The sequence below is a fragment of the Serratia ureilytica genome (assembly GCF_017309605.1).
Lineage (GTDB): Bacteria > Pseudomonadota > Gammaproteobacteria > Enterobacterales > Enterobacteriaceae > Serratia > Serratia ureilytica.
Genome location: NZ_CP071320.1, coordinates 3,491,964 through 3,505,366, shown reverse-complemented (window position 1 = coordinate 3,505,366; position 13,403 = coordinate 3,491,964). Strand labels below are relative to the sequence as shown.

The 13,403-nt window shown below is 60.2% G+C and carries 15 protein-coding genes; 5 read left to right on the top strand and 10 right to left on the bottom strand.

The features are described 5' to 3' along the window. The first annotated feature begins 7 nt into the window (after nucleotides 1-7). Both J0X03_RS16420 and J0X03_RS16415 read left to right on the top strand, forming a co-directional pair. A complete protein-coding gene (locus J0X03_RS16420) occupies nucleotides 8-646 on the top strand; it encodes a GNAT family N-acetyltransferase (protein WP_160204121.1) in 639 nt (212 codons plus the stop codon). After that, complete coding sequence (locus J0X03_RS16415) at nucleotides 634-1,644, top strand: alpha/beta hydrolase family protein (protein WP_122017036.1); 1,011 nt, start codon at nucleotides 634-636, stop codon at nucleotides 1,642-1,644. Before J0X03_RS16420 ends, J0X03_RS16415 begins: the two co-directional genes overlap by 13 nt. A 2-nt stretch (nucleotides 1,645-1,646) precedes the next feature. On the opposite strand, the gene ybiO is transcribed toward J0X03_RS16415, so the two are convergent. The 6 genes from ybiO to dps all read right to left on the bottom strand — a co-directional run bounded on the left by ybiO (nucleotide 1,647) and on the right by dps (nucleotide 7,498). Further along, nucleotides 1,647-3,866 carry a mechanosensitive channel protein gene (gene ybiO / locus J0X03_RS16410; RefSeq protein WP_160204122.1) on the bottom strand — a complete coding sequence of 740 codons (2,220 nt, stop codon included), beginning with the start codon at nucleotides 3,864-3,866 and terminating at the stop codon, nucleotides 1,647-1,649. 154 nt (nucleotides 3,867-4,020) lie between these two features. Beyond that, complete coding sequence (glnQ, locus tag J0X03_RS16405) at nucleotides 4,021-4,743, bottom strand: glutamine ABC transporter ATP-binding protein GlnQ (protein WP_004939230.1); 723 nt, start codon at nucleotides 4,741-4,743, stop codon at nucleotides 4,021-4,023. Beyond that, nucleotides 4,740-5,399: a glutamine ABC transporter permease GlnP gene (glnP, locus tag J0X03_RS16400; protein WP_004939229.1), complete on the bottom strand. Its 660-nt coding sequence runs from the start codon at nucleotides 5,397-5,399 to the stop codon at nucleotides 4,740-4,742. Before glnP ends, glnQ begins: the two co-directional genes overlap by 4 nt. A 103-nt stretch (nucleotides 5,400-5,502) precedes the next feature. Further along, nucleotides 5,503-6,246, bottom strand: coding sequence for a glutamine ABC transporter substrate-binding protein GlnH (glnH, locus tag J0X03_RS16395; RefSeq protein ID WP_016928516.1), 744 nt, complete (start codon nucleotides 6,244-6,246; stop codon nucleotides 5,503-5,505). Between the two features lie 339 nt (nucleotides 6,247-6,585). After that, nucleotides 6,586-6,852 carry a DksA/TraR family C4-type zinc finger protein gene (locus J0X03_RS16390; RefSeq protein ID WP_033650555.1) on the bottom strand — a complete coding sequence of 89 codons (267 nt, stop codon included), beginning with the start codon at nucleotides 6,850-6,852 and terminating at the stop codon, nucleotides 6,586-6,588. Between the two features lie 142 nt (nucleotides 6,853-6,994). Next, complete coding sequence (dps, locus tag J0X03_RS16385; RefSeq protein WP_016928514.1) at nucleotides 6,995-7,498, bottom strand: DNA starvation/stationary phase protection protein Dps; 504 nt, start codon at nucleotides 7,496-7,498, stop codon at nucleotides 6,995-6,997. A gap of 357 nt (nucleotides 7,499-7,855) precedes the next feature. Here dps and J0X03_RS16380 point away from each other — a divergent pair, with 357 nt between their 5' ends. Next, complete coding sequence (locus J0X03_RS16380) at nucleotides 7,856-8,407, top strand: shikimate kinase (protein ID WP_160204123.1); 552 nt, start codon at nucleotides 7,856-7,858, stop codon at nucleotides 8,405-8,407. On the opposite strand, the gene nanQ is transcribed toward J0X03_RS16380, so the two are convergent. Together nanQ and rhtA are read right to left on the bottom strand one after the other, a co-directional pair. Further along, the gene (gene nanQ, locus J0X03_RS16375; RefSeq protein ID WP_033642391.1) at nucleotides 8,389-8,856 is read right to left on the bottom strand and encodes an N-acetylneuraminate anomerase; all 468 of its coding nucleotides are present in this window, start codon (nucleotides 8,854-8,856) and stop codon (nucleotides 8,389-8,391) included. The genes J0X03_RS16380 and nanQ overlap by 19 nt on opposite strands. Nucleotides 8,857-8,988: 132 nt before the next feature. Continuing rightward, nucleotides 8,989-9,876, bottom strand: a complete 888-nt coding sequence (gene rhtA / locus J0X03_RS16370) for a threonine/homoserine exporter RhtA (RefSeq protein WP_033650558.1) — start codon at nucleotides 9,874-9,876, stop codon at nucleotides 8,989-8,991. Nucleotides 9,877-10,276: 400 nt separating this feature from the next. On the opposite strand from rhtA, the gene ompX reads away from it, so the two are divergent. After that, a complete protein-coding gene (gene ompX, locus J0X03_RS16365; protein ID WP_019454480.1) occupies nucleotides 10,277-10,795 on the top strand; it encodes an outer membrane protein OmpX in 519 nt (172 codons plus the stop codon). An 86-nt stretch (nucleotides 10,796-10,881) separates the two neighbouring features. Here the strand turns inward: ompX and J0X03_RS16360 are convergent, their stop codons facing one another. Continuing rightward, nucleotides 10,882-11,865 (bottom strand): nitrilase family protein, encoded by a 984-nt coding sequence (locus tag J0X03_RS16360; protein WP_089196786.1) that lies wholly within the window; start codon nucleotides 11,863-11,865, stop codon nucleotides 10,882-10,884. Between the two features lie 91 nt (nucleotides 11,866-11,956). Here J0X03_RS16360 and J0X03_RS16355 point away from each other — a divergent pair, with 91 nt between their 5' ends. Next, nucleotides 11,957-12,829 carry a LysR family transcriptional regulator gene (locus J0X03_RS16355; RefSeq protein WP_047572167.1) on the top strand — a complete coding sequence of 291 codons (873 nt, stop codon included), beginning with the start codon at nucleotides 11,957-11,959 and terminating at the stop codon, nucleotides 12,827-12,829. A gap of 4 nt (nucleotides 12,830-12,833) precedes the next feature. Here J0X03_RS16355 and J0X03_RS16350 read toward each other — a convergent pair whose 3' ends face one another. Continuing rightward, nucleotides 12,834-13,364 carry a GNAT family N-acetyltransferase gene (locus J0X03_RS16350; RefSeq protein ID WP_033642395.1) on the bottom strand — a complete coding sequence of 177 codons (531 nt, stop codon included), beginning with the start codon at nucleotides 13,362-13,364 and terminating at the stop codon, nucleotides 12,834-12,836. Between the last annotated feature and the right edge of the window lie 39 nt (nucleotides 13,365-13,403).

Below are 13,403 nucleotides of genomic sequence, written 5' to 3'. Positions count from 1 at the left end.
GGTTGATATGTTGCACATTGAGCCTTATCGCAACGCTGACCGCCTGCAAACGGCGGCGTTGATCTACGCCGCGTTCTGCGACAAATTCCAGCGCGCGCGCCGTCTGAGCGCCCGCCTTCAGTGGCGTCTGTTCTATCGGCTGTGGAGTTGGAAGCAAAGCGGCAGCCGGGAGCGCAGCTTCGTGGTGAAACAGGATGAACAGGTGGTGGCGGCCTTTGCCCTGAATGCCATCGATGGCGAGAACCGCGCCGGGCTGCGTCCGCACGCCTTGCCGATTTGGCGGCTGTGTCGCCGCTATGGCTGGCTGAACGTTTGGCGTATGTATCTGCAAATTGCGGTGTTGCAGCACACCCCGGCGGCCGATGAGCTGTATCTTTCCTACCTGGCGGTGGCCGAGAGTCAGCGCGGCAAAGGCGTGGGCAGGCGACTGCTGCAGTGGATGAACGACTACGCCGCCGAACAAGGCGCAGGCCGGCGCCTGAGCCTGCACGTCAGCCGGCGCAACGTCGATGCGCAGCGTCTGTATCAGCGCTGCGGTTTTCAGGTGCGGCGCGAAGAACATTACGCCTCGCTGGGCTTGCTGTTCGGCCAGGCCGATTGGGTGTTGATGGAGAAACGCAGCGGGGAGGCGACGTGCGCAGAATAGGGCTGTGTCTCGTGGCGCTGCTCCTGCCGGTGCTCGGCTGGGTGATTTACGTCAACGACTTTCGCTTTGTCACCGAACCGGTCGTGGTGACCGCCGGTGGCAATCGGCTGACCGGCACGCTGGTGCTGCCGAAGCATGCGCCGGTGAAGCCCGGCGTCGTGGTGTTCGTGCACGGCGATGGACCGGCCAACGCCAGCCGCGACGAAGGCTATTACGGCATTTGGGAGACGATGGCGCAGCAGGGCTATGCGGTTTTATCCTTCGATAAGCCGGGCGTGGGCGGCTCCGGCGGCAACTGGCTGCATCAGACCATGGCGGATCGCGCGCGGGAAACCGCCGATATCATCGACTGGGCCCGGCGGGACGGGCGCTTCGATGCGCGCTGCGTGGGGCTGTGGGGCACCAGCCAGGCGGGGTGGGTAATGCCGGAGGTGGCGCGTTTGCGCCCCGGCATCGCGTTTACGCTGGCGGTGGCGCCGGCGATCAACTGGCTGCGGCAGGGGCGCTACAACACCCGGGCGGCGATGGCGGCGGCAGGGGACGATGAAGCGTCGATCGCCGCGCGCGAGGCGCACTGGCGCCACATCCAAACGCTGCTCGAACAGCCGGACGGTTACGAACAGTACCGCCGTGAGTCTGGCGCCGCCGCTGCATTGAGCGCCGACCGCTGGCGCTTTATTCGCGCCAACATGGCCAGCGACGCGACGGTGGGATTGCGGCATTTCGCCACGCCGGTGCACCTGATCCTGGGCGGGCGCGACGTCAACGTGGACGCGGACGAAACCGAGCGCGTGTATCGGCAAACGATCCCGGCCTCGCTGCTGACGGTGACGCGCATCGACGAGGCCGATCATGTGATGGTCAAGCCGCTGTTCGCGCGCCATCCGTGGCTGATCAACGTGGTGGGCCTGTTTGCCCCGCGCTCGGTGCAATACGACGCCTACCGGCAGGACGTGGCGGCCTTCCTGGCCGCTCAGCCCTGCGGGCGCGGGCGCTAACCTCAGATCGCCGCGGGCGGCGCCTGCTCGTCATGCGGCTGCGGCGCGCGGGAAATCTGCATCGCCTGCTGCGGCATGCCGATGCCGGCCCGATCGAAATGGATTTTCACCAGCCGGTCGAGGGCGTATTGCACCACCCACTGTTTCAGCGCCTGCGTGCGCACCGTCACGCGGGTGGTGAACGAGCGATCGCCCAGCGCCACCACGCCGTTGAAGACCGGCTCGCCAATCAGGAAATGCTTCACCTGTTCATCCTGCTTCAGCGCCTCGATGGCCTGATGCAGCACCGCATTGACCCGATCGATGTCCTCGTCGCGGCTGACGGTGTAATTGGCGCGGTATACCCCGAACTCACGCGCATAGTTGGCCAGCGTGGTGATCGAAGAGTACGGCACGATGTGATAGACGCCGTAGTCGTCGCGCAGGCCGATCGAGCGGATGGTCATGCGCTCCACGGTGCCGGTGATGCCGCTGACGGTGACGTATTCGCCGGTGTTCATGCCGTTTTCGAACTGGATGAACACGCCGGTGATCACGTCTTTCACCAGCGTCTGGGCACCGAAGCTGATGGCCAGCCCCAGCGCGCCGGCGCCCGCCAGCAGCGGCGCGATGTTCAGTCCGACCTGCGACAGCACGATCATCACGGTGATGGTGCTGATAACGATAGCCAACACGTTGCGAAACAGCGTCAGCAGCGTGCGTTCGCGCGCGCTCGGCCGCACGCCGTTGCTCAGCTCCAGCGCCAGGCGGTGCTCGATGATGCTGGCCATCAGCGTCCAGCTAAACACGGCGATCAACAGGATCAGCAGAATATGCACCAGCCCGCCGAGCGTCCGCTGGCCATTTTCGCTGCCCGCCCATTGATACAGGTTGATCAGATGCCACGCATCAAGCAGAAACAGCGTCACTGCCAGCACCACCATCACCCGCAGTATCTTCAACCCGTTGGGGATGTAAGAGTTGATGCGCCGCTCGAGCATCGGATAGCGCAAATTGACGTCGGTCGGCAGCGAAATGCGGCGGAAAATCCAGCGGGTCAGCATGCCGGACAGCAGGGCGCCGACGCCGACCACCAGCAGGCTTTTTACCGTGGCGCTCATCATAAAGCGCAGGCTGTTGCCGATGTCGAACTGGGACAGCACGAACAGCACCAGAAAATAGGCGATCGCCAGCAGGTGCCAGACATGCCCCAGCCCGCGCAGGATCACGCTGAAAAATGCCATCGACCGTTCGGCCAGCAGGTTGATCTGTTGCTGTATCGGTTTGCGGTTGTGCAGGATCAGCCAAATGGCGTATAGCGTCAGCGCCAGCATTACCACCAGGTTGACGGCGGCGGCGGCCGAATAGCTGATCTGCACCGCCACCACCGGCACCACCACCATCAGGCCATAGCCGATCAGGCCGCTGAGCCAGGCGAGGCGGGTGTTCCAATAGCGTGCGCTCCGATCGCTGAAGGGGAACGGGCGTAGATAGTCGAAGCTGGGGGCGAAAATCAGCCGCAGCACCGCCTTGAAAAATTCAATCACCGCGAAGGCGCTGAGAAACAGGGTCTGCAGCCGCAGAATGGTGGCGCTGTCGGCGTGGACGTGGCGGGCAAACAGGTTGCCTGCCGCCAGCGCCAGCAGCAGCACCAGCAGATCGATGGCGAAAGCGCCGAGAATGGCGGCGGGGCGCTTATACCACGGGCCGCGCTGCAGCCTGGCGTTGTGCCCCCAACTGCCCATGCGCTTGTACAGCGGCGCGATCAGCCGGCGGATCAGGTGGAACAGCGCAAAGGTGACCGCCACCGTCAGCAGAAAGTAGCCCAGCGCGCGGAAAAAGCCGGCGGGATTGAAAACGCGCTTCGGGCCGGAATCTATCAGCTTTTGCAGCGCGCCGAGCTTCTGGTTAAAGGTGCCGATGCCTTCCTGCGCCAGCGAGTTCAGGCTGTCGCTCAGCGTAACGGGCGTCGATTCCTCCGGCGTTGTCGGCGCGGCGGCCGTAGCGTCGCCGGCGGTCTGTTTCAGGTGGTCGATGAGTTCCGCGCGCGCTTGGTCGTCTTGCAGCAGATCGGCCAGCGCGGCGTAGGCGGCTTTCTGCTGCTCGCTCTTGTCGGCGGGCGCAGGCGGCGCATTTTGCGCCAGCGCCGGTGGTGCGAAGACGCTCAGGGTCAACAGCAGCAGCAGGAAAAGCAGGTGTTCTCGCAGATGAGAACCTCGTCGGGAGTCTGCGTTTGGCGGCATGGTTCCTCTCTTTGGCGTTCTGTGATCGGCGGATGTCAGAGCAATACGATGAAAAACAATCAATATAGTAGGAAAGGAAACGCGATGGGGCGTGGGAGAGCGTGCGGAATGAAAGCGGCGGGCGCGTGGCGCGCCCGCCGTTAAATCGCCAGGATCAGGAAACGTGCTGCAGGAATTCCTGCAGACGCGGGCTCGGCGGATGGTTGATCAGATCGTGCGGGTTGCCGTCTTCGGCAATCCGGCCCTTGTCGATAAAGATCAGGCGCGACGCCACTTTTTCGGCAAAGCCGACTTCGTGGGTGACGATAACCATCGTCATGCCTTCCTCGGCCAGGTCTTGCATCACCTTAAGTACTTCGTGGCGCAGCTCCGGATCGAGCGCGGAGGTCGGCTCGTCGAACAGCATCATTTTCGGCTTCACCGCCAGCGCGCGCGCGATCGCCACGCGCTGCTGCTGGCCGCCCGACAGTTCGGACGGGTAGTGGTGGGCGCGCTCCGCCAGACCGACCTTGGCCAGCAGCTCGCGCGCCAGCTTTTCCGCATCGGACTTCTTCGCGCCGCGCACGCGGATCGGGCCGAAGGCGACGTTTTCCAGCGCCGTCAGGTGCGGGAACAGGTAGAACTGCTGGAATACCATGCCGGCTTCCTGGCGGATCAACCGATCGTCTACTTTCGGATCGTTGGCTTTCAGGCCATCGACGATCAGATCGCCGCTGGTCACTTCTTCCAGCTTGTTGATGCAGCGCAGCAGGGTGGACTTGCCGGAGCCGGACGGTCCGATGATCACCACCACTTCGCCTTTGTCGATCTTCAAATCGATGTTGTGCAGCACCTGGGTTTGGCCAAAATGCTTGGAGACGTTTTTAAATTCAATCACAGGATTTTCATCCTTCTTTCCAGACGACGCAGCACGAAGCTCAGCACCAGAGTAATAATCAGGTAGATAACCGCCACGGCGCTCCAGATTTCCAGCGCGCGGAAGTTACCGGCAATAATTTCCTGACCCTGACGGGTCAGCTCCGCCACGCCGATCACGATGAACAGCGAGGTATCTTTGATGCTGATGATCCACTGGTTGCCCAGCGGCGGCAGCATGCGGCGCAGCGCCAGCGGCATAATGACGTAGCGGATGGTTTCGCGGCGCGACAGGCCGAGCGCCAGCCCGGCTTCGCGGAAACCGTTATGGATAGACAGCACCGCGCCGCGGGTGATTTCCGCGATGTAGGCGCCGGAGTTGATCATGATGGTCACCACCGCCGCGGTGAACGGATCGATGCGCAAATCGGTGAACGCCATCGGCAGGGCGAAGTAGATGAACATCACCTGCACCACGATCGGCGTGCCGCGGATCACTTCGATAAACACCAACGCGATGTGGTTGGCGATCCATCCGCCGTAGGTGCGGGCAAAGCCGGCGACGAGGCCGATGATCAGGCCGCCAATCAGACCGAGGACCGAAATCCACAGGGTCATTTTGGCGCCCTCTAACAAGATAGGAATGGCGGGCCAGATGGCGCTCCAGTCGAACTGCATGATATTTCTCCCGGTGATCCCAAACGTGGGTATCAGATACAACGAAGCGCAGGGGGTTAAGCGACCCCCTGTGCTTAAGTTAATAGCGTGCCAAGTTCACCGCTTACTTAGGTTCGGTGCCGAACCACTTCTTGTAGATTTCGTTATAGGTGCCGTTCTCGCGCAGGGTTTTCAGCGCGCCGTTCACCTTCTCGCGCAGCGCATCGCTGCCTTTAGGGAAGGCGATACCATACTGCTGTGCTTCCAGCGAATCGCCGACGGTTTTGAACTTGCCGGCGCCGGCCGTCTTGATGAAGTATAAGATGTTTGGCGTGTCGTGCAGCACCGCGTCGGCGCGCTTGGTGCCCAGTTCCATATAGGCGTTGTCAATGTTCGGGAACTGACGCAGATCCTTGGTTTTGATGTGCTGCTTGGCGTAATCCACCGAGCCGGTGCCGCTCTTCACCGCCACCACTTTACCGTTCAGATCGTCGATGCCTTTCACGCTGTTGTTGTCGGCATTGACCATGACCAGCAGGCCGCTTTTGTAGTAACCGTCTGAGAAGTCGATGGCTTTCTTGCGCTCATCGGTGATGGTGATGCCGGCCAGCGCCAGATCGACGTTTTTGGTCTGCAGCGCCGGAATGATGCCGCCGAAGTCCATCGGTTTCAGGGTGTAGTCCAGCTTCAGCTCTTTGGCGACGGCGGCCCACAGGTCGATGTCGAAGCCGACGTATTTGTCGCCTTGCTTGAACTCAAAAGGAACGAAAGCGGTGTCGGTGGCGACCACCAGTTTGTCTGCTGCGTGGGAACTTACGGCAAAGGCCAGGGAGAGTGCGGCCAGGGAGACTTTAAAAATCGACTTCATGAGAGGAATTCCTGTACAGGTTGCGGATTACCCATTTTTTATATTGCAGTTGGTGCCATGAAAAAATCGTGCCATGTTTTCAACTAATATAAAAACAAAGAGTTACTGCGTGATGTTGTGCCGTGACGGCGAATAGTTATGGTTATGCACCACAATGAGGCACCGAAATGGTGCGTAAGAATTATCTTGGTGCACGGGGCTATCATTAACCAAATTTTGGCTGTGAAACAACCGTTCTTTAACGTTTTTGCTTCAATATTGATAACTAACTCTAACTTTCATGATCCATTGACGGTGCAAGCGTGACTGCGAGAGGGGGAAAAAGGGGAGCAGATAATGCTAGCGCAACTGGCTGTCTTTGCTGCCGCGCCGGTTGTACAGGCTGCTGGCCGCGTGTTTTTTGTCTTGTTCGGCCTGGCAGGCGACACAAAAACGCACCCCCTTCAGCGCCTTGCGGCGCGCCTCGGGGATCGGTTCTCCGCATTCCTGGCAATAGCGTTCGCTCTCGCCATGCCCGAGTGCATCACGCGCGCGCTGCACCGCATCGTCGACGGTAGAATCAATTTGATCTTGTACGGCGCCGTCCGCCGCCCAGCCGCTGGCCATCATGACCTCCTGACAAGGGAAACCTACCGTTTAATATGGGCCGTTTTTTGCACAATTCAACGGCCGCGCAAAAGAAAACAGGCCGGGCGAAGCCCAGCCTGTTCTGCCCGGCACGACGGGCGGTCTGCAACGCGCTGCGGCGTTATTCGATGTTGGATTCGATGAACCACAGGAACTTGTCCAGATCGCGCGAGGCGGCGGTGAACATGTCGGCGGTGTCTTCGTCTTCCACTTCGGTAATGGCCTTACGGATGTCATTCGCCACCGCGCCGTAGCGATCGGCCAGCGCTTTCAGGTGTTCTTGCACGCTGTGGATATTGGTCGGATAGCTTTTCAGCGGCGTGCGATCGTTCACCACCTGTACGGTGCCCAGCGCCACGCCGCCCAGCTGCACCACGCGCTCGGCGAAGGTGTCCTGGTGCTCGATGATGGCGGTGCGGAAGCCGTCCAGCATTTCATGAACCGCGATAAAGTTCGCGCCACGCATGTTCCAGTGCGCCTGTTTGGTGATCAACGAAAGATCGATGAATTGCACGACCTGATGGTTCAGCGCCTTGATGGCGGCCAGTTTGATTTTTTCGTCCAGATCGTTACGGGTATACAGCAGATCAGAAGATTTCGTTTTCACCAGTTTAGCGGTACTCATATCAGATATCCTCTTGATTAGTCGTTGTCCTATTTCGTTACGGGATTAATTATAGCAGGGCTGTTTATTTTTGCCGGACGAAAATGGCTATTGCACAAATAGGGTTAGCCTACGAATAATGGGTCTTGTTGAATTTTTACTTAATACAACACCATGAAAAATATAATTATTTATCATTCTCTGATTTATTGTTTATGGCTGTGAAAATTTACCCTGGTTATTTTATTTTTTCGCCTGCGGGCTTCGGCTAAATATCCGCTTTGTTATCGTGGTGTTAATTTCTCATCCATTCATATTGATAGCGGTAATTGGTGCCGCTACAGTAGGGCAATTATCCTCTCTCTTTATAGGCGAATAATGAAAATTAACGTCGTCGGCACCAGCGGCAGCGGTAAAAGCACCCTGGCGCGTCAACTGGCGGAACGGCTTGGCGTGCCCTATATCGAGATGGACAGGCTGTATTGGCGGCCCGAATGGCAGGGAACGCCCGATGACGCGTTCCTGGCGCGGCTTGAACAGATGCTGGCCGAAGCGGGGGATGGCTGGGTGCTGGACGGCAATTACAGCCGCACGCAGCCGATCAAGTGGCGCGAGGTCGATTATATTCTGTGGCTGGACTACGGTTTCGGCCGCACGCTGTGGCAGGCCGTGCGCCGCGCGTGCCGACGCGCGGCCGGCAAAAGCGAGCTGTGGCCGGGCACCGGCAATCGGGAAAGCTTCCGCCGTTCTTTCTTCAGCCGCGAGTCGATCGTGCTCTGGACGATCCGCACTTACTCGAAGAACCGGCGAAAATACCTGGCGGAGATGGCTCGTCCCGACGCCGGACGCCGTTTCGTGCGCCTGCGTTCTCCCCGCCAGGCCGCCGATTTTCTACGGGCGCTGCCGAAGGTTCACAGCAGCAGACGGTGATGGATCCTCACCACCGCTTTCTTGATTTGCTGTGGCCGCTGCCACACGCAGCCGGTCTTGTGCGGCTCCATCTGGAAAAAGAGGGCGAACATGCCGTGCGTCATGTGCAGTGTTTGCGGGTGGCGTTTGATGTCCAGCAGCAGCAGATCGCTATTTTCCGCGTGGGGTTGTTCGCGATGTCCGTTGCCCGCCAGACCGTATTCGATGCGCTCTTCACCGCTGATCAGCAGATGCAGCGCAATGTATTCCTGATGCATTTCGGCGCGCTTTTCCGCCGCCGGCGCGGTGGTCAGCGTCATCACGTCCATAAAGATGTTGTCGCCGTCGATCGGGTGATGCCCCAGCGCCAGTTCTGGCAGGTCGCATCGGCGCAATTCGGTCAGGGTTGAAACCAGCGCCGGCGCGAGTCCGCGGCCGAAGCGTGGGTTGAACAGGCTGTTGTGAATCACTGTTATTCTCCATGTGAGCGAAAGTCCAAAGAGCCTGCGATACAGGCTAAGGGGAAGTATGCCGACTTGTCACGAGGAAAACAGTTAACCCGCCTGCATTCCGACGTTGCGGTCTGCAGGCGAGTCGGGTCATCAGGAAAGGCTTTCGAGGCGAGGTTTGGGGCGAATGGTGAGGGCGGAGCCCATGGAGGCGGCGATGATCGCCGCCAGCGCCAGCCATTGCACGCCGCTCAGGTGTTCGCCGAGGAACAGCATGCCGGATAACGCCGCCATCGCCGGTTCCAGGCTCATCAAGGTGCCGAAGGTGCGCGCCGGAATTTTGGGCAGCGCGATGATCTCCAGCGAATAAGGCAGCGCGGTGGAGAGGATCGCCACCGCCAGCGCTATCGGCAGAATCTCAACGTTGAACAGCACGCTGCCGGTTTGCCAGGCGCCGATCGGGCAGAACACCAACGCGGCGATCAGCGAGCCGAGCGCCACCGTGCCGGGGCCGTGATCGCCGCCGGCCTTCTGGCCGAAGATGATATAGACCGCCCAGCAGGCGCCGGCGCCGAGCGCGCAGGCGGCACCGAACGGGTCGATTCCGCCTACGCCGTGGCCAAGCGGCAGCAGGAACCACAGCCCGGCGATCGCCAACGCCACCCAAAGGAAGTCAATCGGCCGCCGCGACGAGAACATGGCCACCGCCAACGGGCCGGTAAACTCCAGCGCCACGGCGATGCCGAGCGGCACGGTGCGCAACGACAGGTAGAACAGGTAGTTCATCGCGCCGAGCGACAGGCCGTAAATCAACAGCGGCAAGCGGCTGCCGGCGGCGATGCGCATGCGCCACGGGCGGAAGATGATGAACAGAATCAGGGTGCCAATGAAAAGACGCAGCGTCGTGATGCCTTCCGCACCCACGATCGGGAACAGGCTTTTGGCCAACGAAGCGCCGCTCTGGATCGACACCATGGCGATGATTAACAGACAAATGGGCAGCAGCGCGGAGGGCGCTCTGCCGGCAGTAGATAACGACATCCTTAACGGGCCTTTTATGCGCCGTTCCTCAGCCTTGAGAAAACGGTCGAAACGGGGATGCGAGCAGTGTAAATGAAATGGCGAAAATCTGTCTGAGAAAAGCGCGCATCGCGGTGAAATCCGCCGATCCTCGGATGAGATGTGGCGGATTTGGTCAAAAAGTGCGCTTTTTCTTAAGAATTATCTGGATATTAAATAGGTGATTTTTGTCACAGAAAGTCGTAGAATACGGCCGAAAATAGAGCGAAAAGAAGAAGATACACTGTTCTTGAAATCTTCTGTTACACGATATAAAGCATTAGACACTCATTTCAAGGCAGAGTTTCACGCTAATTTTTGTTATATTTTCAAAGCATGAACAAATGGATGTACTTAATAATAAAACGCGTTTGAGGTGGTTATGAAAAAAATTGCATGTCTTTCCGCAGTAGCAGCTTGCGTATTAGCAGTTAGCGCAGGTACCGCATTCGCTGGTCAGAGCACCGTATCCGCTGGCTATGCGCAGGGTGATTTCCAAGGCGTTGCTAACAAAGCCGACGGTTTCAACCTGAAATACCGTTACGAGTTCGACAACAACCCACTGGGCGTAATCGGTTCCTTTACCCACCTGGAAAAGGACGGTTCTCAGGACGGTTTCTATAACAAAGCTCAGTACAACTCTATCTCTGCCGGTCCAGCATACCGCATCAATGACTGGGCGAGCATCTACGGTCTGGTTGGCCTGGGTTACGGTAAATTCACTACCAACGCTCAGAACGGCACTTCTCGTCACGACACCGCTGACTACGGCTTCACCTACGGCGCCGGTCTGCAGTTCAACCCAATCGAGAACGTTGCCCTGGATGTCGGTTACGAGCAGAACCGCATTCGCAGCGTTGACGTTGGCACCTGGAACGTTGGCGTAGGCTACCGCTTCTAAGTGTGTTCGTGCCTGCGGGCATGAACCTGCGGCCTTGTTTGCCGCACCCATAAAAAATCCGCCTCCGGGCGGATTTTTTTTATCTGTCATTCACCGCCGCGCCCCGTCGGCTGCGTCGAAAAGCGCGCGCTGCGGGCATCGCGCTCGTAGCCTTGCGGCTCGGTCAACAACCCGTACAGCTCGGGGCGCCGCCCGTAGATCCAGCGGCGACCGGTGCTGAGCGGGATTAGCGTCAGATCGAGCTCGGCGCTGACCATCCGGTCTTCCGCCGCCCAGGTCTCCGCCACGATCCGGCCGTAAGGATCGAGGATCATCGCGTTGCCGGTGCGTATTTCATCGTCATCTCGGCCCACGCCGTTGCTGAACAGCAAGAACAGCCCGTTGTCGTGAGCGCGCGACGGCAGCCAGCGCATCAGCCAGCCGCGGCCGTGTTCGCCGCGAAAGGCGGCTTCTATCGCCTGCGGATCTTCCACGCGCCGCTGCCACAGCGCCTGCGGGATCGGCTTCATGCCGTGCGGGCTGCGCGAATGGGTGCCGCCGGTCTGGTGCGGGGCGATCAGCACGTCCGCGCCCAGCAGCGCCGTTGCGCGCACATTCTCCACCAGATTATTGTCCCAGCAGATCAATACGCCCACGCGTACGCCCCAGGGGGTATCGAACACCGTATAGCGGTCGCCGCTGGCGATAGCCGGGTGCTCGAAGGCGTGCAGTTTGCGGTGCACATGCAGTTCGCCGTCCGGCAGACAAACGGCATAGGCGTTGTAACACCGGCCGTCATCGCCCAGCTCGATCAGCCCGACGCCAATCGCCATGTTGTAACGCTCAGCCAGCGGGCGAATGCGCGCCAGCGAAGGGCTGCTCACGATCGGCTCCGCCAGCGCCCGCACTTCGGCGTCGGACAGATGGCGCACGTGCCAATAGCCGGTGACGCACATTTCCGGGAATGCCAGCAGTTGTATCTGTTGTTCGGCCGCTTCCGCGATAAAGCGTTCCATGGTCGACAGGTTGTAATTCTTGTCATTGGCATGATGCTGGAATTGCACCGTGGCGGCGCGTAATGAGGTGGTCATGGGATCTCTCCGGTTGGGGTCTGCATTGATTACAGCAGGCGAATTGATTACTGTATAATCAATTAAATTCCTTATTTGATAACCTAATGGAATGGATATAAAACAACTGCGCGCCCTGGTGGCGCTGGCGGAGCAGGGCAACTATCGGCAGGCGGCGAGCCTGCTGTGCATCAGCCAACCGGCGCTGAGCAAGCAAATTCAGGCGCTGGAAGCCCAGCTTGACGTTCGGCTGTTCGAGCGCGGCCGACAAGGGGCGGTGCTCACTGCCGGCGGGCGGCGGCTTTACCCGGAGGCGCAGGCGCTAGTGGAGCAGTATCAGCAGTTTCAGCGGCGCGCGCGGCGGGTGGCGCTCGGGGAAGCGGGGCGGCTGGCGCTGGGGTTTGGCCTGTCCAGTTTTCATCTGGCGCCGCAGCTGGTGGCCGCCTTTCGCCAACGGTTTCCCGAGGTGGCGATTGGCCTCGAAGATCTGCCGTCGGAGCGGCAGTATCAGCTGTTGCTGCAGGGAGAGTTGCAGGCGGGGTTCGTGCGCTTGCCGGTCAATACGCCGCTGTGCGGCGTCGCGTTGTTGAGTGATCGGTTGGTGCTGGCCGCGCCGGGCGCGCTGGCGCTGCGCGCCGACGAGCTGATGACGCGTTTCAATCAGCTGCCGCTGTTGCAATTGACCCCTAAACGCGGGCGCGGGCTGAGCGATCAGTCGCTGCGGTTTATCGCCGCTCACCGCCTGACGCCGAACGTGGTGCAGCAGGCCGGCGACATCCAGACGCTGTTGGCGTTGGTCGCCGCCGGCGTCGGCGTCGCGCTGCTGCCGCACAGCATCACACATATCGCGCCGGCCGGCATCGACATTTTACCGCTGAGCGGCGAGGAGACGGAGTGGCAGGTCGGTATCGCCTGGGATCCGCAGCGCACCGACGCGCTGCGGGACAACTTCATTCAGACGGCGTTGGCGGTGCAACGCGCTTAGGCATTCAAAGCAGGCAGTGCATCACCACGATCGGGTTTTGATGGTACTCGCTGCGGTGGCTTTCGCTGAAGCCGACCTTTTTCGCCAACGCCAGCGAAGCCTGGTTTTCAGGCGAGATGATGCAGACGGTTTTTTCCCCCGGCAGGTGCGTTTTCCCCCAGGCCAGCGCCGCCCGCAGCGCCTCGGTGGCATAGCCTTTGCCGTGCGCTGAACTCACCAGCGTCCAGCCCATCTCCGGCGCATCGAGCGCCGGGGTGATGTCGCGCAGGAAGTTAGAGAAGCCGATGCTGCCGAGGTACTCGCCGCTCTGCTTGTCACGCACCGCCCAATACCCGTATCCCAACAGCGCCCAGTGGCCAACGTAGCGCATCAGGCGCCCCCAGGAGTCTTCCCGGTCGCGTGGGGTGCCGCCGATATAGCGCACCACCAGCGGGTCGGCCCACAGCGCGGCCAGCGAGTCGAAGTCGTCCAGCGTGTGCGCGTCCAGCCGCAGGCGTTCGGTGATAAGCGTGGGCGCGGTGTTGATTACGGTCATGTTGCTGCTCCTGCACAGGATGAAAGGCGATGAAAAACA